We start from the raw sequence: 16,576 nt of genomic DNA, 5'->3' as shown, positions 1-16,576 counted from the left end.
GGCCGGGCCCCACGGGGGCGTCGCTCAGCGGGACTTTCCGCGCTCGCTGAGAAAACGTGTCATACGGTCCTGCTTGTCCGGCCCCTCGAACAGCACGGCCTGGGCGAGATCGTCCGCGACGGGGTGCGCCGCGGGTGCGTTCACGACCAGCTTGGTCAGCCGCAGGGCCGTGAGGGACGACCGTGCCATCCGGTCGAGCAACGCGTGTGCCTCCGCCAGCAGTTGGTCGGCCGGCACCACATCGGCGACCAGCCCCGCCGCGAGAGCGGCGGAGGCGTCCAGGCGGCGGCCCGCGAGCAGCACCTGCTTCGCGAGCGACTCACCCACCAGCTCCGCCAGGCGCCAGCAGGCACCGGCGGCCGCCATGATGCCCAGGTCCGGTTCCGGGTTGCCGAACACCGTGCTCGGGCCCGCGATACGGATGTCGCAGGCGTACGACAGCTCCGCCCCGCCGCCCAGCACCCATCCGTCGAGGGCCGCCACGGTCGGCAGTGGCAGATGGCGGAGGCGTTCGAAGAGACGGCTGTTGATGCCCCGCAGCGCCTCGTCCCGACCGCGACGGAGGAGTTCGCCGATGTCGGCGCCGCCGGCGAACACCCCGTTCTGTCCGGTCAGCAGCAGCAGACGCGGCTGTCGCTCCAGCAGACCGCACACCTGGTGCAGTTCCTCCACCATGCGCGCGTTGATGGCGTTGCGGGCGTGGGGACGGTTCAGTGTGACGACGACGCGGTCGTCCTTCTCGTCGACCAGCAGTGTCTCGTAGCCGGGGGTCATACCCGTTCCACCTTCGCGTTGTGTGTTGCTTCCGGCACGGCCGTCACACATCGGCCAGCAGCGTCGTCGGGCTTTCGACACGGTCGGCCACGTAGCGCAGGAAGCCTCCCGCCACACCGCCGTCACAGACGCGGTGGTCGAAACTGAGGGAGATCTGGACGACCTTGCGTACGGCGAGAGCGCCGCCCACCACCCACGGCTTGTCGATGACGCGTCCGAAGCCGACGATGGCCGCTTCGGGGTGGTTGATGATGGCCGACGAGCCATCGACACCGAACACGCCGTAGTTGTTGAGGGTGAAGGTCCCACCGGTCAGGCAGTCGGGTGGCAGGGAGCCCGAACGCGCCAGACCGGTGAGACGTTTGAACTCGGCCGCCATCTGTGCCGTGGTCAGGAGGTGGGCGTCCCGGATGACGGGTACGACCAGTCCTCGTTCCGTCTGAGCGGCGAAGCCGAGATTGACATGGGGGAACCGGACGATCTCGTTGTTGTCCGTGTCGACCGTCGAGTTCAGCTCGGGATGGCGCCGCAAGCCGGCGACGCAGATACGGGCCAGGAGGGCGAGCAGACCGATGCCCTGATCCGGGTCGGCGGCCTGGAGGACGTTCTTCGTCTCCAGCAGTGCGGTGGCGTCCGCGTCGACCCAGGTGGTCGCGTCGGGGATCTCCCGGCGGCTGCGGGACAGCTTGTCCGCGACAGCCCGGCGAAGTCCTCGCAGCGGGATCCGCTCCACCACCGGGTCCTGACGGTCCGCGACCGCGGTCCCGGGATCAGCGGACGTGGCGTCCACTGCCTGAGTGACGGCGCGTTCCACGTCCCGGCGCTGGATCACCCCGTACGGGCCGCTGGGCACGAGTGCCGTGATGTCCACGTTCTTCTCCCGGGCCAGTTTGCGTACCAGCGGGGAGATCACACGCGGGGCGAGTCCGTCGGCGCCGGCGTGACCGGCGGGACTGGCGGCGGCCGGTGCCGTTGTCGGTGCCGAAGTGGAGGCCGCAGGGGTGCCGCGTCGTCGGCGGCGTCGCGCGGTGGGGGCGTGCCCGGTGCCGTACCCGATCAGTACGTTGCCCGAGCCGGCCTGCTCCTCCTCGCGATACTGAGCCGCCGCCGCTTGCGCGGAGTCCTCGGGGGCCGGAGGCAGAGCCGCGGCGCCGACGGAGATGAGAGGCTCACCGACACCGACGGACGCCCCTGCCTCGGCGTGCAGCCTCACGACGGTGCCCGCGTAGGGGACCGGCACCTCGACGGCTGCCTTCGCGGTCTCCACCTCGACCACGATCTGGTCGATCTCGACCGTGTCGCCGACCGCCACTCTCCACTCGGTGATCTCGGCCTCGGTCAGGCCTTCACCGAGGTCGGGCATTCGGAACAACTGCTCCGAACCGATGCTGGTCGCCGTCATGACACCCCCCGGACGAGATGGCGGACGTCGGGCTCGTCGTCGAACTGAAGCCGGTCGACGGCATCCATCACACGGTCGACGCCGGGAAGATGCGCGTGTTCGAGCTTCGGCGGGGGATAGGGGATGTCGAAGCCGGTGACGCGCAGGACCGGCGCGGCCAGGGAGTGGAAGCAGCGCTCCTGGACACGGGCCGTGATCTCGGCGGCGACACCGGCGAATCCCTGGGCCTCCTGCACGACGACGCACCGGCCCGTCTTGCGCACGGAGTGCGTCACCGTTTCGTCGTCGAAGGGCACTATGGTGCGCAGGTCGACGACCTCCAGGCTGATCCCCTCCTCCGCCGCGGCCGTGGCCGCCTGCATGGCGACGGAGACACAGGGACCGTAGGCCAGGAGCGTGCCGTCCTGCCCCTTCCGCCGCACGACCGCCCGTCCGAACGGCGGCGCCTGACGAGTTTCCGTATCGGCCTCTTCCTTCGACCAGTACAGCCGCTTGGGCTCCATGAAGATCACGGGATCCGGGTCGTCGATCGCGTCCCGCAGCAGCCAGTAGGCGTCTTCGGCCGTCGCGGGGGAGACGACCTTCAGGCCCGGGGTGTGGGCGTAGTAGGCCTCACTGGAGTCGCAGTGGTGTTCCACCCCGCCGATGCCGCCCGCGTACGGAATGCGGATCACCAGGGGCAGGGAGAGACGCCCGCGGGTCCGGTTGCGCAGCTTGGCCACATGCGAGGCGATCTGCTCGAACGCCGGGTAGGCGAAGGCGTCGAACTGCATCTCCACCACGGGCCGGAACCCGCCCATCGCCATGCCCACCGCGAGGCCGACGATCCCGGCCTCGGCCAGGGGCGTGTCGAAACAGCGGTCCTCCCCGAACTCCTTGGTCAGCCCGTCCGTGATCCGGAACACGCCTCCCAGCGCGGCGACGTCCTCGCCGAAGACCAGCACCCGCTCGTCGGCGCGCAGCGCGTCACGCAGCGCGCTGTTGAGCGCCTGGGCCATCGTCATCGAGGCCATGGATCAGTCCTCCTGGGGGTGCAGCTCGGCGGCGAGCTGGGCCCGCTGCTCCAGCAGTTGAGGGGTGGGTTCGGCGAAGACGTGGTCGAACAGTTCCATCGGATCGGCCTCGACGTCGGTGTTCATCCCGGCCCTGACCCGTGCGGCGAAGGCCTCAGCGGCCTCTTTCGCCTCCTCGATGTCCTGGGCACCGAGCAGTTCCCGTCCCCGCAGATATGTTTCGAGCCGGGCCAGGGGATCCGCGGTGCCCCACTCCTCCACCTCCCGCTGCGGCCGGTAGCGGGTCGGGTCATCGGCGTTGGTGTGGGCCTCCATGCGGTACGTGTGCGCCTCGACCAGGAACGGTCCCTCGCCCGACCGCGCGTGCTCCACCGCGGCCAGCAGCACCGACAGGACAGCGACCAGGTCATTGCCGTCGACCTGCTCCGACGGCACCCCGTACCCGATGCCCTTGTACGCCAGTGAGGGCGCGGCGGTCTGCCGGGACAGCGGTACGGAGATCGCGTACTTGTTGTTCTGGATGAAGAACACCACCGGTGCCCGCAGCACGGCGGCGTAGTTGAGGGCTTCGTGGAAGTCGCCCTCACTGGTCCCGCCGTCGCCGATGAAGGCCATGACGACGCTGTCCTCGCCCTTGCGGCGCAGCGCCTCGGCCATGCCGGTGGCGTGGATCGTCTGAGTGGCCAGCGGAGTGCACTGGGGAGCCACGCGGGTGGCGGCCGCGTCGTAACCGCAGTGCCAGCCACCGCGGAGCAGGGTCAGGACCTCGATGGGGTCGATACCGCGGGAGACCAGGGCGACGGAGTCGCGGTACGTCGGGAACAGCCAGTCCTGCTCGCGCAGCGCCAGGACACCGGCGATCTGGCAGGCCTCCTGGCCACGGCTCGACGGGTACACCGCGAGCCGTCCCTGCTTGGTCAGGGCGGTGGCCTGGGTGTCGAACCGGCGGCCGAGAACCATGCGGCGATAGGCCTCGCGCAGCAGCTCGTCCGCCGGTTCGGCATAACCCGCCGGAGGTTTGACGGGCCTGCCGTCGGGGGCCACGAATCGCACCGGCGCGAGTGAGGGGAGGAGGCCGTCAACCGCTTGGCGGAGAGCCTTCACGGACATGCTGCACCGCTTTCTCTGGACACTTGACACGCGAATCGTGGCCTGCTCCGGTATAACTGTTCAAGCGGTAGCCATAACAAGAGAGGGATTGCCGATCCCTCTCGGGATGGAGTGCAAAGTGTCGATTGTCGACGGTCCCGCGGGTCCGGAGGCCGGACGTTCTGCCGCCGGACTCGACGCCGTCGACCGCGCGATCATCGCCGCCCTGCGGCGCGACGGGCGCATGTCCGTGCGCGCTCTCGCCGATCATGTGCACATCTCGCGGGCCAATGCCTACGCGCGCATCGGCCGGCTGACGGAGGACGGCATCATCTCCGGCTTCACAGCCCGGCTGAACCCGAAGAGACTCGGGCTGGGCACGAGCGCCTACGTATCGGTGACCATCGAGCAGAACGCCTGGCGGGCCGTCTCCGGCAGGCTGCGGGAGATCCCGCACATCGAGCACTTCGCCCTGGTGGGAGGCGACTACGACGTGCTCGTGCTGGTGCGGGCACCTGACAACACCGCACTGCGGCACGTTGTTCTGGAGTCGATCCAGGACATCCCCGGGGTGCGCGCCACCCGGACATGGCTGGTGTTCGAAGAGGCCGACGGGCTCGGCACCCAGTGGGACGCTCCGGACCGGTGAGGGCACCGCCGCGATCCCGGCACCGAGCCCGGTACGCGCCGCTGTCAGCGGCGCATGCCCGCGAAGGCGTCGACCATCGCCTCGGCCACCTCGGTGACGTGATCGCTCATCAGATCCGCGGCCGCCCGCGCGTCCTTCGCCTCAACCGCGGCCAGGATCTGGCGGTGCGCGTCGAGTTCCACGGTTGACGTGATGTGGTGCTCGGCCTTCGGCATGAGGTGGTGCAGCCGGCGTACCTCGTCGAGCTGGTCGGTGAGGATCGCCAGCGCCCTGCCGTTGCCGGTCAGGGCTGCCAGCTCGCTGTGGAAGGCCCGCGCCGCGTCCAGCGCTGGTTCGATCGACGCCGCGTCGCGGGACTGCTCGGAGCAGAGGCCGGACAGCCGGGCGATGTCCTTGCCGGTGCGCAGATGTGCCGCCTGTCCGGCCATCACGGGTTCTATCATCCGGCGGACCTCGAACACCTCACGGATGTCCTCCAGCCGGACCGGGCGTACGAGATAGCCCTTGCGCGGCATCACCAGGACCCAGCCGTCCTGGAGCAGCAACCGCAGGGCCTCGCGGACCGGGGTCTTCGAAATGCCGTAGCGCGCGGCGAGTTCGGGTTCGAGCAGCAGCTCCCCGGGACCGTGGCGGACCTGGAGGATCTCCTCCTTGAGCCGGTGGTACACCTGCTCGGTCAGCGAGAGCCTGCGAGCGGGCTGCTCGGCTTCAGGCTCGGCCGCCATCAGAGTCCTGCGCTGCTCCGCCATGGACCCGTCCACCTCCGTAGTCAACAATGCCCAAGGTATATCTGGCCGACGAGCCGGAACAACCGCCTGCTCCCTCATCCCACCGGGCCCGGAGGGCGTCTCGGGCGTCAGATATATCTAGGAAATACTATTGACATGATAGTGAAATCTGATGACCATCGCAGCATTCGATCGCGGCTGACTGGCGAGAGGTCCTCATGGCCAAGCACTTTCGTTCAGCTTCTCTCCCCGCACTGCTCGTCGCAGGAGCCGTTGTCCTGCTGACCGGCTGCGGTTCCGGGTCGGCGGACGGTTCCGGTCCGTCGTCCGGTGGTGGTGACGGCATCACATCGGTCACGGTGGGCACCTCGCCGACACTGACCAACACGTCGCTGTTTCTCGCGACACAGGACGGCACGTTCAAGGCGCACAAACTCGCGGCGACACCGCAGCAGGTGACGTCAGGGGCTCAGGCGCTGCCGTTGCTGCTCAACGGGCAGATCCAGTTCACCGCCGCCGATCCGCTCGGCGCGATCAAGGCGATCAGCGAGAAGATGCCGGTGAAGATCGTCGGACAGGGCAGTGTGAACTCCACCGAGGCGGCCAAGGACTCCACGGTCCTGGTGGTGGGGCGCGGCAAGGTCACCTCGGTGGCGGGGCTGTCCGGCAGGACCGTCGCCGTCAACGCGCTGGGCGGGCTGGCGCAGGTGGCCGCTCAGGCAGCGATCGACGCCAAGGGCGGCACATCGCGGGATGTGCGCTTCGTCGAGATGTCGTTCACACAGATGGTCGCCGCGGTGGAGAGCGGGAAGGTGGACGGTGCGGTGCTCAACGAGCCGTTCGTGTCCCAGGCGCGGTCGGCGGGCCTCACGGATCTGCTGCCGGTGATGTCCACATCGATTCCCACCGTCCCGAACATCGTCTACTTGACGTCGGAAAGCTATGCCATGAGCCATCCCGAGGTGGTCGAGGCGTTCTCCGAATCCATCGACGCGGCCAATGCCGCACTGGGCAAGGACCCGGCGAAGATCCGGCAGGTGGCGGCCACGTCGACCACGACCAGCGCCGATGTCCTGGCCGAGATCATTCTGCCCACCTTCCCGGACCGGCCGTTGACCCAACAGCCGCTGGACACCCTTCAGTCGCTGATGGTCAGGTACGGGATCCTCACCTCCCCGATCGACCTGAAGCCGTACATCCTGGTCCCCCGGCCGTGAACACCGTCACCGAGGCTTCCCCGCGGGGCGTCGGCGTGCCCCCGCCGTCCCCGCCGGACACGAGCGGCGTCCCGACCCGGCGGGCGGCACTGCTCGGCGCGCGTGTGCTGTGTGTCGTACTGGCTCTCGGCGTATGGCAGTTGCTCGTGGTTACGGGCGCCCTGCCGGACGCGGCCATCGCCGCACCCTGGGACATCGGCAGGGCACTCGGATCGATGTTCGCCGACGGCGCGCTGTGGCCGGCCATCCGGGACACCGCCACCACATGGGCGATCGGTCTCGGTCTCTCGCTGGCCGCGGCGGTGCCGGTGGGGCTGCTGCTCGGGGCGAGCGGGCTGCTCTACCGCGTCTCCCGTTTCAGCATCGACTTCCTGCGCTCCATCCCGCCCATCGCTCTCATCCCCCTGGTCCTTCTCCAATACGGCGCCACCACGAGGATGGCGCTCGTCCTGGTGGTCTTCGGATCGCTGTGGCCCGTACTCCTGCAGAGCATGTACGGCATGCATCAACTCGACCCGAACCTGCGCGACATGGCGCGGACCTACGGGATCGGGCGATGGCACTACGTCCGGTTCGTCGTGCTGCCCAGCGCCTCCCCCTTTGTCGCCACCGGGATCCGGGTCGCCGCCACCATGAGCCTGCTGCTGGCCATCGCGGCACAGCTCATCGGCGGGGCACCCGGACTGGGCGCCGAGATGACCACCTACGAACAGGGCGGCGACGTCCCCCGGATGTGGGCGGTGGTCGTCGTCATCGGACTGCTGGGCATCCTGCTCAACCGGGGTCTGCTCGCGCTGGAGAGGAGAACACTGCGATGGCACTCGGCGTACCGTCCCGCCGCCGCGAGCTGAGGAAGACCCCGCCCGGCGGCCGGCCGCTCCGGCTTGTGACCGGGCTGGCCCTGGAACTGATCCTGCCCGTGGGAGCCGTCGCGACATGGTGGGTGCTGAGCGCGGACAGCACCTCGGCGTATTTCCCGCCGCTCGCCGACAGCGTCTCGGCACTGCGGCGGATCTGGTTCTTCTCGCACTTCGGGTCGGACGCGGTACCGAGCCTGGCGCACCTGGCGGCGGGTCTGGGCATCGCCGTCGTCATCGGGATCACGGCGGGTCTCCTGCTCGGTCTGGTCCCCTTTCTGGCGGACGCTTTCGCGCCGGTCCTGGAGTTCGCGCGCGCCACCCCCGGGGTCGCCCTCGTTCCGGCCGCTCTTCTGCTGTTCGGCATCGGAACGGAGATGCAGGTCGGTCTGATCGCCTATGGCACGGTGTGGCCGATCCTGCTGAACACCGTGGACGGGGTGCGCTCGGTGGACACGGTGGTGCGGGACGTGGTCACCAGCTACCGGCTCGGCCGCCGCGACCGGGTGCTGCGCGTGATCCTGCCCGCCGCGAGCCCGCAGATCGTGGCCGGGGTGCGCACCGCGCTGTCGATCGGCATCACCGTGATCGTGTTCAGCGAGATGGCCGGATCCACCAGCGGCATCGGCTTCCGCATCCTGCACGCCCAGCGGCAGTTCGCGATCACCGACATGTGGGCCGGAATGCTGTTCCTGGGCATCGTCGGCTATCTCGTCAACGTCGCCTTCCGCGGTCTGGAAGGCGTCCTGCTGCGCTGGCACCGCGGCATGCGGCGCGTGGAGCAAAGGTGAGTCCCATGCGCGCCGGGCCGCCACCACCGGCAGTACGCAGCGGAAACAACCAGACAGCCCCGATGGACGTGACAAGCCGGACAGGCCGGATGAACGGGAGATCACTGTGATGACCGGCTCGACGGGGCATGGCGCCCGTGACACGACTCCTGGATCAGGCGCCGCGGGCGGGCCCGTGGTGCTGCGGGTGGAGGGGCTGTCGAAGTCCTATACGGGCAGGCCGGTTCTGGACGGTATCGACGCGGAGGTCCGCAGCGGCGAGTTCGTCTGTGTCGTCGGTCCGTCAGGCGTTGGCAAGACCACCTTGCTGCGGTGCCTTGCCGGGCTGATGCCACCGACGGGAGGCGCGGTGTTCATGGACGACGTGCTGGTGGAACGGCCGCCGGAGAGACTGGCGGTCGTCTTCCAGGATTACAGCCGGTCGTTGATGCCATGGATGAGTGTGCTGGGCAATGTGACACTGCCGCTTCGGGCGAAGGGGCTGTCCCGTGCCGCCAGGCAGGAAGCGGGCCTGGCGGCGCTGGCGGGCGTCGGTCTGGAGGGCTCCGAGCACCAGTACCCGTGGCAGTTGTCCGGCGGGATGCAGCAGCGGGTGGCGATCGCACGGGCGCTGGCCTATCAGCCCGAGGCGCTGCTGATGGACGAGCCGTTCGCGTCGGTCGACGCCCAGACGCGGGCCGATCTGGAGGATCTGATCCTGCGGGTCCGAAGGGAGTTCGGCGTTACGGTCGTGCTGGTCACCCATGACATCGACGAGGCGGTCTATCTCGCCGACCGGGTCCTGGTGCTCTCCGGCCGGCCGACCACCGTACGGGCCGTCGTCGACGTACCACTGCCGTCCGACCGGGACCAGCTCCACACCAAGTCGCTGCCGGAATTCGCGGTTCTGCGTTCGCGCGTGCTGAAACTGATCCAGGAAGGCTGAACCGCCGCCTGCGTCAACACAGATCCGGGGGTGGGGGCGCGGGCCGGGGCGCGGGCGTGGATGATGAGCGCACCATGAACTGGCCCGGGGGATACGAGTCCGGCCGGCCGCCGCGGCTCGGGCCGGGCGGCCGGTGGGCGAGAGCTGCGGTTTTCACGCTGACCAGTGCCGTGCTGGCCGCGGTTGGGCATCACCTCGCCTCGGAGGAACCCGTCCCGTGGCTGCGACTGTCGGCCGTCGCGGCAGCGATCGGGTTGGTCTCGTCCCTCGGAGCGGGAAAGGTCCGCTCGTGGTGGGCCGTGACAGCCGTTACGGGTGGGGCGCAACTCGTCCTGCACACGGCGCTGTCCGCACCCGCCGCGCCGGGCCACGGCCATGCGCACGGGCATGCCGGGGCGGGCGCGGGTTACGCGGCGCATCACGGTGCGACGGCGATGACACTGGCCCACTGCGGGGCCGCTGTCGCCGTGGCCCTGTTGATGCACCGCGCGGACCGGGCGCTGAGCGGGCTGCCCCGTACGGTCGGCCGCTGGGCCAGAGCCTGGATCGCGCTTGTCACCGCCGCCCTGGGGCGATGGCCTGCCCCGCTCCGTACGGTGGCGTCCGTACGCCGGATCCCGCAGCGCGCCGCGACGGCACTCGGCGCCGAAACGCTGCTCTCACATGTGGTCGAACGCAGGGGGCCTCCGGGAAGCCGGGCAGGAGACGCGTTCCCCTGACCCGGCGGGCCGCCCGTACACGGTGCGTCCGCCCGTACCGAGAGAGCCCGATCTTCGTGAACACATCATCCATCGCCCTTGTCCTCCGGCGCTGTGGCGTGACGGTGGCCGCCGCTACGGTCGTCGTGGCGGCGGGGGCCGGACCCGCTGCCGCGCATGCCGAGGTCACCGCTTCCGATCCGCGGGCCCTGGCCGAGAACGTCACACTGAACTTCACCTCGGAGGCCGAGAGGAGCGAGGCGGGGATCAAGGAACTCAGGATCGTCCTGCCCCAGGGCATCGCGCCGGACACGGTGGCGCTCAAAGAGGCGCCCAAGGGGTGGAAACTGACGGCCACCGCCGACGGATACACCGTGGGCGGCGCCGCGCTCGCGGCGGGCACGGACGCCGAACACAGCATTACGGTACGGCAGTTGCCGGACGCGAAGTCGCTGGTGTTCAAGACCGTCGAAACGTACAGCGACGGCGACGTCTCCCGCTGGATCGAGGTGCCCGGCGACGGCGAGAAGGCGGAGAACCCGGCGCCGGTGCTGGAACTAAAGGCGGCGGCACCCGGAGCCACTCCCATCGCTCCGAGCCCGAGCCCGACACCGGAGCCGAGCGTCAGCTCCTCCTCCCCGGCACCGTCCACGTCCGCTCCTGCTCCCGCTGCCACGGCGGAGCCGTCCGCCCAGGCGTCAGAGGCGGAGGACTCCGGCAGCAACACCGGAGTGATCGTCGCGGCCATCGCCGTGGTGGTCGTCCTGGCCGTGGGTGCCGGTGTGTGGTGGGTACGGCGCGGCCGTAACCAGGCCTAGGCTCCGCGAAGGGGCCGGTGCGCGAGCGCCTGGCGTGCACCGGCCCCCCGCTACCGCGTCCGTACCCGCTGCCTCACGCCCGTACCGCGGCGGGAGTCGTCACACCGAGATGCCCGCCGCGGGCCAGGGCCGCGACCGCGGTCGCGCACCCCGCACCGACCAGCGCGAGTACCACCCATGGCAGCGCGGCGAAACCGGTGCGGCGGCCGGCGTCGACGACCGCGCCGGTGACCAGATTCCCCACGGTGATCCCGATGCCGCAGACGGTGTTGTAGAGGCCGTAGTGGGTGGCGACCCACCGCCCGCCGGACAGGGTGACGATGGTGTCCATCTCGAACGGATACAGCACGGCGGTCGCCACCGCCAGCAGACCCGCGCACACCACCAGCGGCACCATGACCAGTACGGCTCCCCAACCACCCGGTACGGCAACGGCACTTGAGGTGAGAGCCGGGGGCACGAAAGCCACCGCCATGACGGCGAGCCCGGCGACCAGACAACGGTGAGGCGTCCACGTACGTTCACACCACGCCGTGATGCGCATCTGTCCGGCGAGTGCGACCAGGCCGGAGACGACGAACAGCGCACTGGTCGCCGCGATGCCGTACGCACCGTCGCCCACCAGGCGTTCCGTCTCCAGTGGCAGTGCGAGATACATCTGGAACGACAGGACGTACGAGCCGGTCATGGCGGCGGCGAACAGCCAGAAGGGCCGGTTGCGCAGCACCGTACCCGCCTGCTCGCGCCAGGTGGTCTCCCGCCTGCCCGCGGCCCTCTCCCGTACGGGCAGCCGCCGCGACTGCAACAGCGTCAGCGCCGCGAAGAGCGCCGCCGCCACCGCGCAGGTGACCGGGAACGCCACGGCCGTCAGCGCCAGTCCGACCAGCGGACCGAGCAGGACCCCGGCCTGGTAGAAGACATTGAAGAGCGCGAACGCCTCGACCCGGCGCTCACCCGCCTCGGCGGCGAGGTACGCGCGGACGGCGGGATTGAACAGGGCACCCGCCAGACCGGTGAGGGCCGAAGCCGCCAACAGGCCCGGCAGAGTGCCCGCGACGGCGAGCCCCGCGAAACCGACCGTACGCAGCGCACACCCGGCAATGATCAGTGGCCGGTGGCCGAGCCGGTCGGCGAGCATGCCGCCGATGAGGAACATGCCCTGCTGGGAGAGGTTGCGCATCCCCAGAATGAGCCCGACCGCCCAGGCGCCCAGAGCCAGCGAGCCCGACAGATGAGCGGCCAGATAGGGCATCAGCATGTAGAAGCCGAGGTTGATGGCGAACTGGTTCACCAGCAGCAGTTGAACCGTGGCGTCGAACGAACGGACCTTCCGCCAGGTGGAGTTCACCGCCGTCCCCCTTCCACCGCCGTGGCGGCGGACAGCGGATCGGTGACCGCGGCGCAGCGCGTCCATCCGAACACCTCCGCTTCGTCGGCCCGGGAGACGACCGCCGGCCCGGTGGGTCCTTCCGTGAGGAGAAGGCCGTTGGCCCGGCAGTAGTCGTCGTTGAAGACCGTGTCGAAGTAGCGATGGGGCCCGTCGGGGAAGACGGCGGCGATCCGGGTCCCTTCGGGTTGTGTACGGGCCAGCCACCCGGCGACCAGCGCGACCGCGCCCACACTCCACCCGCCGGTCGCGAACTGCCGGGCGGCCAGGCGCCGCGCCGACCAGACGGCCTCGGCGGGGGCGACCCAGTGGACTTCGCTGAAGGAGCCGTAGTCGACATTGCGCGGAAAGATGGACGAGCCCAGCCCGCGCATCAGCCGGGTCCGGGCGGGCTGGCCGAAGATCGTGGACCCGACCGTGTCGACTCCGACGAGCCGCATCGCGGGCATACGCGCACGCAGACCGCGGGCGATCCCGGCGGAGTGGCCACCCGTGCCGACCGCACACACCAGCACATCGACACGGTGCAACTGGCCGGCGAGTTCACCGGCGAGCCCGGTGTACGCGGCCACGTTGTCGGGGTTGTGGTACTGATCCGGGCACCACGCACCCGGATACGCGGCCAGGAGTTCGGCGACCCGCTGACGGCGCGCCTCCTGCCAGCCGCCCTCGGGACAGGGCCGGTCGACGACGTACAGGGTGGCCCCGTGGGCGGCGAGCATCCGCTCCACGATCGGTTCCATGCCCGGGTCGGTGACCAGATGCACCGGATGCCCGTACAGCACCCCGGCCAGGGCGAGACCGAGGCCGAGTGTGCCGGAGGTCGATTCCACGATCGGGGCACCGGGACGCAGATCCCCGCGTTCGCGCGCCCGGGCGACCATGTACAGGGCGGCCCGGTCCTTGATGCCGCCGGGATTGAAGCCTTCGAGTTTCGCCCAGAACCCTCTGGGCGCGGTGGTGAACGGTTCGTCCACCCACAGCACGGGAGTGTTGCCGACAGCGCCCAGCACACTGCGTGGCGAGCTGACCGGCCTTACGGGCAGGGGGAGTTCAGTCATCGTGCGGTTGGTGTCCTTCGTACGGCCCGGGGCACACCGCGGTGACGCACCTGCCGGCAACGCACCTGCCGGCAACGCACCGCGTCACCCCGGGAGAGGAGCGATCGGGAGCCGTCAGTCCGCTCGTCGGTGGGCGGCACATCGCCGCGCACCGGAGCAGCCGGGCCCGGTCACGTCCTGGACACACACCTCTGACTCAGCACCTCACGCCCTCCCGCGGCGGGAGGCCCGCGCCTCGGTGTGCCGGCACACAGAGGCGATCCGCTTGCTTGCGGCCGGTCGCCGACCGCTGCGGAAAGTGCCTGAAGCGGCTGGCGTTCGTCCACCTGGGCGGCGAGATGGTGTTCCGCCACCGGTGCGCAGGCAGGATCCGGATCGGCACACTCCGACGAGAACTCCGAGGCCGAGGCCGCCGGACGGTCGGAACGGGGATCGAGCAGCCGGTGGTGCCCGCCGCTGTCGCAGCCGCCGATCAACAGGGCAGCCAGAGCCGCCAGCAGCAGGGCGACCACCCATCTGCCGTGCTCACGGAAACACCTCGGCCGAATTCGCACAGTGACACACACGCTACCGTGCGTTGGGGGTGATGCCCGCCAGGAGGAACACGAACGGGTGAGGGAACCGCCCGCGCCTACTATGGCCCTGCGTACTCGGTGGCGGAGGGAAGACAGGGGCCATGCGGCGGCTGGGGCATCTTGAGGCGGAGATCATGGACCGTCTGTGGACATGGGACCGTCCGGCCACGGTGCGTCAGATCGTCGACGACATCAATCAGACCCGGCCCGTCGCGTACACGACGGTGATGACCGTCACCAACATCCTGTTCACCAAGGGCTGGCTGCTGCGCGAAAGGCAGGGCCGCGCCTGGCTGTACACACCGGCGCGCAGCCGTGAGGCATACGCCGCCGCGCTGATGGAGGACGGGCTGGGAACCAGCCGGGACCGCCCGGCGGCGCTGATGCACTTCGTCGAGAACATGACCCCCGAGGAGATCGACGCACTCCACAAGGCGCTGCGAAGCGTGGGACGACAGGCCAAGCCGTGAACGCGGTTGCCGCGCTGACCGGGTACGCGGCGGTGGTCGGCGTGGTCGTGCCCCCGTTGCTGGTGCGCAGCGCCTGGCCGCACCGGACTCCCGTGCTGGGAGCGGTGGTGTGGCACGCACTCGCGGTCTCGTTCTCGGTGGCGGTCGCGCTCGCCGCGGTCGGGCTGGCTGTGCCGACCGAGCATCTGCACGCGGGACTCGTGGGCTTCCTGCACTACTGCGGGCTGCACCTCGGTACGGGCCGGCCCGACGCCGGTACGGCGGACCGGCTGGCCATCGCACTGCCGAGCGCCGTCTTCTCGGTGCTGGCCGCGAGCTTCACGTTCCATCTCGTACGCGCACGACGCCTGCGGGACCGGCACCGGCACGCGGTGGACCTGGTGGGGCGTCACTCGGCCCGGTTGCGCGCCACCGTACTGCCGTACGACAGGCCGGCCGCCTACTGTCTGCCGGGACGCCGCCCCCGGATCGTCATCAGTGACGCCGCCCTCCGTGAACTGTCGCCGGCACAGCTCGACGCCGTTCTGGAGCACGAGCGCGCCCATGTCGCGGGCCGCCACCATCTGGTGCTGGCGGCGATGGAGGCGTTCCACTCCGTGTTCCGCCGTCTTCCGCTCGCTCGCCTGGGCAGGGAGCAGACGGCGCTTCTGATGGAGATGGCCGCGGACGACCGCGCGCTGCGCGGCCACTCGCACGAGGTGCTCGCCACCGCGATGTACGAGATGGCGGCGGCCCGTGCGCCGAGGGGAGCGCTCGCGGTGGGCGGCGGGAATGTCGCGGTCCGTATGAAGCGGATCCTTGTCCCCCGGGGGGCACCGCACCCCGCCGTCTCGGGGGCGATCGCCGCGGTGGCCACGGTGGTTCCCGTACTGCCGTTGCTCGTCGCCTGCTCTCCCGGTCTGGGCTGACCTCGCGTCCCGGGGGCCCCCGGTCGCGGCCGTCAGCCGATGCGGACGCCCCACATGAACGGCATACCGCTCCGGGCGATCGATTCGTAACGCACCTGCGCGCCGGGCTTCGGCGAGTGGAGGATCTGTCCGTTCCCCGCGTAGAAACCGACATGGCTCAGGTCGGTGCGCATGAGGATGAGGTCGCCGGGCTTGAGCGCGCTCAGGGAGTTGATCCGGGTTCCGACGTTCGCCTGCTCCTGTGACGTACGGGGGATCGACACTCCCGCCTGGTTGAACGACCAGGAGGTCAGCCCACTGCAGTCGAAGGAGTTCGGTCCGGCCGCGCCCCATACGTAAGGCATACCGACCCGGCTCTTCGCTGCTTCGAAGGCCGCGGCGGCGCGCTGGGAGGCACTGGCCTCGTTGCCCAGTTGCACCCGCTCGCTGGACCGGTTGGCGCGCTCCTCCTCGGCGGACCGCTCGGCCCGTTCCTCGGCCGTGAGGGTGTTGAGCAGCCGTTGCGCCTTCGCGAGCTTGCCCTGGATCTCCTTCTTCCTGTCCCCGAGTTCGGTGCGGGTCTCCTGGAGGTCCTTGAGCTTGTCCGCGGCCTGGCTGCGCTGCTGCTGGAGATCACGCTGCTGCGACTGGTACCGCTGGAGCGCGGTGATCTGCCGGGCACTCAACTGGTCGAGCGCGGAGGCGTTGTCGAGGTAGCCGTCCGGATCGGAGGAGAGCAGGAGCTGTACGGACGGGTCGAGCCCGCCGCTGCGGTACTGCGCCGCGGCTATCGAACCGATCTGGTTCCGCAGGTCGTTGAGATCGCTCTGCTTGCGCGCGGCGGTGTCCTGGAGGTCGTCCACCTGCTTCTGGAGGACACCGGCCTTCTCCTTCGCCCCGTTGTACTTCTCGGTGGCCTGGGTGGCCTCCTCGTACAGCCGGTCGATCTGCGCCTGGACCCCCTTCTTGTTGGGGTCCGGCAGCGGATCGGCCGAAGCCGACTGTGCCGTCACGGCGACAGCCGCGGCGGCCGTCGCCGTGACAACGGCCGTGTAGGCCTGGCTGGTCTGCTTGGGACGACGGTGGGACGCCACTGAGGCGGTCTCCTTCTGATCGATCTCGCGAAGACTTGTCCGTTAATACTATAGAGCTTAGTTCTTTAGTAACAAGGCGAGTGGTGGACGGGGGCGTCCCCTTGGGCTCGGCTCCGGAGGGACGGATTCCGTTGTTCGCGG

Annotated in this window: 16 protein-coding genes and 1 pseudogene; 9 read left to right on the top strand and 8 right to left on the bottom strand. The window is 69.8% G+C overall.

Annotated features, from left to right (window positions below; genetic code table 11):
* Window positions 1-24: 24 nt before the first annotated feature.
* The 4 genes and pseudogenes from KQY30_RS05135 to pdhA all read right to left on the bottom strand — a co-directional run bounded on the left by KQY30_RS05135 (window position 25) and on the right by pdhA (window position 4,299).
* Entirely contained in the window at window positions 25-774 is a 750-nt protein-coding gene (locus KQY30_RS05135; RefSeq protein ID WP_217305771.1) for an enoyl-CoA hydratase/isomerase family protein, read from the bottom strand.
* Window positions 775-817: 43 nt separating this feature from the next.
* On the bottom strand, window positions 818-2,176 hold the full coding sequence (locus KQY30_RS05130) for a dihydrolipoamide acetyltransferase family protein (protein WP_217305770.1): 1,359 nt from the start codon (window positions 2,174-2,176) through the stop codon (window positions 818-820).
* Window positions 2,173-3,189, bottom strand: a pseudogene (locus KQY30_RS05125) (alpha-ketoacid dehydrogenase subunit beta); the annotation flags it as partial. The pseudogene KQY30_RS05125 and the gene KQY30_RS05130, both read right to left, overlap by 4 nt.
* Window positions 3,190-3,192: 3 nt before the next feature.
* Window positions 3,193-4,299 (bottom strand): pyruvate dehydrogenase (acetyl-transferring) E1 component subunit alpha, encoded by a 1,107-nt coding sequence (gene pdhA / locus KQY30_RS05120; protein ID WP_217305768.1) that lies wholly within the window; start codon window positions 4,297-4,299, stop codon window positions 3,193-3,195.
* A gap of 118 nt (window positions 4,300-4,417) precedes the next feature.
* On the opposite strand from pdhA, the gene KQY30_RS05115 reads away from it, so the two are divergent.
* The gene (locus KQY30_RS05115) at window positions 4,418-4,927 is read left to right on the top strand and encodes an Lrp/AsnC family transcriptional regulator (protein ID WP_254406954.1); all 510 of its coding nucleotides are present in this window, start codon (window positions 4,418-4,420) and stop codon (window positions 4,925-4,927) included.
* A gap of 44 nt (window positions 4,928-4,971) precedes the next feature.
* Here KQY30_RS05115 and KQY30_RS05110 read toward each other — a convergent pair whose 3' ends face one another.
* Complete coding sequence (locus KQY30_RS05110) at window positions 4,972-5,700, bottom strand: GntR family transcriptional regulator (RefSeq protein ID WP_217305766.1); 729 nt, start codon at window positions 5,698-5,700, stop codon at window positions 4,972-4,974.
* Between the two features lie 173 nt (window positions 5,701-5,873).
* Between KQY30_RS05110 and KQY30_RS05105 the strand changes: the two genes are divergently transcribed.
* The 6 genes from KQY30_RS05105 (at window position 5,874) to KQY30_RS05085 (ending at window position 10,961) form a co-directional block, all read left to right on the top strand.
* Window positions 5,874-6,872, top strand: a complete 999-nt coding sequence (locus tag KQY30_RS05105; protein WP_217305765.1) for an ABC transporter substrate-binding protein — start codon at window positions 5,874-5,876, stop codon at window positions 6,870-6,872.
* Complete coding sequence (locus KQY30_RS05100) at window positions 6,869-7,723, top strand: ABC transporter permease (protein WP_217305764.1); 855 nt, start codon at window positions 6,869-6,871, stop codon at window positions 7,721-7,723. Before KQY30_RS05105 ends, KQY30_RS05100 begins: the two co-directional genes overlap by 4 nt.
* The gene (locus KQY30_RS05095) at window positions 7,687-8,520 is read left to right on the top strand and encodes an ABC transporter permease (protein WP_217305763.1); all 834 of its coding nucleotides are present in this window, start codon (window positions 7,687-7,689) and stop codon (window positions 8,518-8,520) included. The genes KQY30_RS05100 and KQY30_RS05095 overlap by 37 nt, the downstream gene beginning before the upstream one ends.
* Window positions 8,521-8,629: 109 nt before the next feature.
* Window positions 8,630-9,445, top strand: a complete 816-nt coding sequence (locus tag KQY30_RS05090; RefSeq protein WP_217305762.1) for an ABC transporter ATP-binding protein — start codon at window positions 8,630-8,632, stop codon at window positions 9,443-9,445.
* Window positions 9,446-9,519: 74 nt separating this feature from the next.
* On the top strand, window positions 9,520-10,164 hold the full coding sequence (locus KQY30_RS36190; protein WP_254406953.1) for a hypothetical protein: 645 nt from the start codon (window positions 9,520-9,522) through the stop codon (window positions 10,162-10,164).
* 56 nt (window positions 10,165-10,220) lie between these two features.
* Window positions 10,221-10,961: a DUF1775 domain-containing protein gene (locus tag KQY30_RS05085; RefSeq protein WP_254406952.1), complete on the top strand. Its 741-nt coding sequence runs from the start codon at window positions 10,221-10,223 to the stop codon at window positions 10,959-10,961.
* A gap of 73 nt (window positions 10,962-11,034) precedes the next feature.
* Here KQY30_RS05085 and KQY30_RS05080 read toward each other — a convergent pair whose 3' ends face one another.
* Window positions 11,035-12,309 carry an MFS transporter gene (locus tag KQY30_RS05080; protein WP_254406951.1) on the bottom strand — a complete coding sequence of 425 codons (1,275 nt, stop codon included), beginning with the start codon at window positions 12,307-12,309 and terminating at the stop codon, window positions 11,035-11,037.
* Complete coding sequence (locus tag KQY30_RS05075) at window positions 12,306-13,409, bottom strand: PLP-dependent cysteine synthase family protein (protein ID WP_217305759.1); 1,104 nt, start codon at window positions 13,407-13,409, stop codon at window positions 12,306-12,308. The genes KQY30_RS05080 and KQY30_RS05075 overlap by 4 nt, the downstream gene beginning before the upstream one ends.
* A 676-nt stretch (window positions 13,410-14,085) precedes the next feature.
* Between KQY30_RS05075 and KQY30_RS05070 the strand changes: the two genes are divergently transcribed.
* Both KQY30_RS05070 and KQY30_RS05065 read left to right on the top strand, forming a co-directional pair.
* Window positions 14,086-14,454 (top strand): BlaI/MecI/CopY family transcriptional regulator, encoded by a 369-nt coding sequence (locus KQY30_RS05070; RefSeq protein WP_217305758.1) that lies wholly within the window; start codon window positions 14,086-14,088, stop codon window positions 14,452-14,454.
* On the top strand, window positions 14,451-15,362 hold the full coding sequence (locus tag KQY30_RS05065) for a M56 family metallopeptidase (RefSeq protein WP_217305757.1): 912 nt from the start codon (window positions 14,451-14,453) through the stop codon (window positions 15,360-15,362). The genes KQY30_RS05070 and KQY30_RS05065 overlap by 4 nt, the downstream gene beginning before the upstream one ends.
* Before the next feature lie 32 nt (window positions 15,363-15,394).
* Here KQY30_RS05065 and KQY30_RS05060 read toward each other — a convergent pair whose 3' ends face one another.
* The gene (locus tag KQY30_RS05060) at window positions 15,395-16,435 is read right to left on the bottom strand and encodes an NlpC/P60 family protein (protein WP_217305756.1); all 1,041 of its coding nucleotides are present in this window, start codon (window positions 16,433-16,435) and stop codon (window positions 15,395-15,397) included.
* Window positions 16,436-16,576: the final 141 nt, after the last annotated feature.

Source organism: Streptomyces sp. GMY02 (assembly GCF_019056675.1).
Classification (GTDB): domain Bacteria; phylum Actinomycetota; class Actinomycetes; order Streptomycetales; family Streptomycetaceae; genus Streptomyces; species Streptomyces odonnellii.
The sequence above is the reverse complement of the archived record's forward strand: the minus strand, read 5'-3'. Positions and strand labels throughout refer to the sequence as shown.

Excerpts from the sequence above, each read along its gene's own strand:
- KQY30_RS05135 (WP_217305771.1), bottom strand. The coding sequence starts at position 774 with ATGACCCCCGGCTACGAGACACTGCTGGTCGACGAGAAGGACGACCGC.
- KQY30_RS05130 (WP_217305770.1), bottom strand. The coding sequence starts at position 2,176 with ATGACGGCGACCAGCATCGGTTCGGAGCAGTTGTTCCGAATGCCCGAC.
- pdhA (WP_217305768.1), bottom strand. The coding sequence starts at position 4,299 with ATGTCCGTGAAGGCTCTCCGCCAAGCGGTTGACGGCCTCCTCCCCTCA.
- KQY30_RS05105 (WP_217305765.1), top strand. The coding sequence starts at position 5,874 with ATGGCCAAGCACTTTCGTTCAGCTTCTCTCCCCGCACTGCTCGTCGCA.
- KQY30_RS05095 (WP_217305763.1), top strand. The coding sequence starts at position 7,687 with ATGGCACTCGGCGTACCGTCCCGCCGCCGCGAGCTGAGGAAGACCCCG.
- KQY30_RS05090 (WP_217305762.1), top strand. The coding sequence starts at position 8,630 with ATGACCGGCTCGACGGGGCATGGCGCCCGTGACACGACTCCTGGATCA.
- KQY30_RS36190 (WP_254406953.1), top strand. The coding sequence starts at position 9,520 with ATGAACTGGCCCGGGGGATACGAGTCCGGCCGGCCGCCGCGGCTCGGG.
- KQY30_RS05075 (WP_217305759.1), bottom strand. The coding sequence starts at position 13,409 with ATGACTGAACTCCCCCTGCCCGTAAGGCCGGTCAGCTCGCCACGCAGT.
- KQY30_RS05070 (WP_217305758.1), top strand. The coding sequence starts at position 14,086 with ATGCGGCGGCTGGGGCATCTTGAGGCGGAGATCATGGACCGTCTGTGG.